Source organism: Rhodococcus shunpengi (genome assembly GCF_048381395.1).
Classification (GTDB): domain Bacteria; phylum Actinomycetota; class Actinomycetes; order Mycobacteriales; family Mycobacteriaceae; genus Rhodococcus.
The window spans coordinates 1-323 of sequence record NZ_JBLWIU010000005.1 but is presented as its reverse complement, the minus strand read 5'-3'; the positions used below and the strand labels follow the sequence as shown (position 1 = coordinate 323).

Annotated in this window: 1 protein-coding gene; it reads left to right on the top strand. The window is 67.8% G+C overall.

Features of this window, described 5'->3' with window-relative positions; translation table 11 throughout:
• Nucleotides 1–87: 87 nt before the first annotated feature.
• The coding region (locus tag ACNJ7K_RS00140) for a helicase-associated domain-containing protein (protein ID WP_487040954.1) at nt 88–323 on the top strand (236 nt) is incomplete at its 3' end.

Genomic DNA, 323 nt, shown 5'->3' with positions numbered 1-323 from the left:
CGCACGGCCGTACACCGTCGTGGTGGCGCGGTACGGTCCGAACCTGGAGAATGGGAAAGTTCTACTTTCCATCCACAGGAGGCACTCGTGGCCGACGGACCGCTCATCGTCCAGTCCGACAAGACCGTGCTCCTCGAGGTCGATCACGAACGGGCGAACGAGGCGCGGCAGGCGATCGCACCGTTCGCCGAGCTCGAACGCGCCCCCGAGCACATCCACACCTACCGCGTGACGCCGCTGGCACTGTGGAACGCGCGTGCGGCCGGTCACGACGCCGAGCAGGTCGTCGACGCGCTGGTCTCGCATTCCCGGTTCGCCGTCCC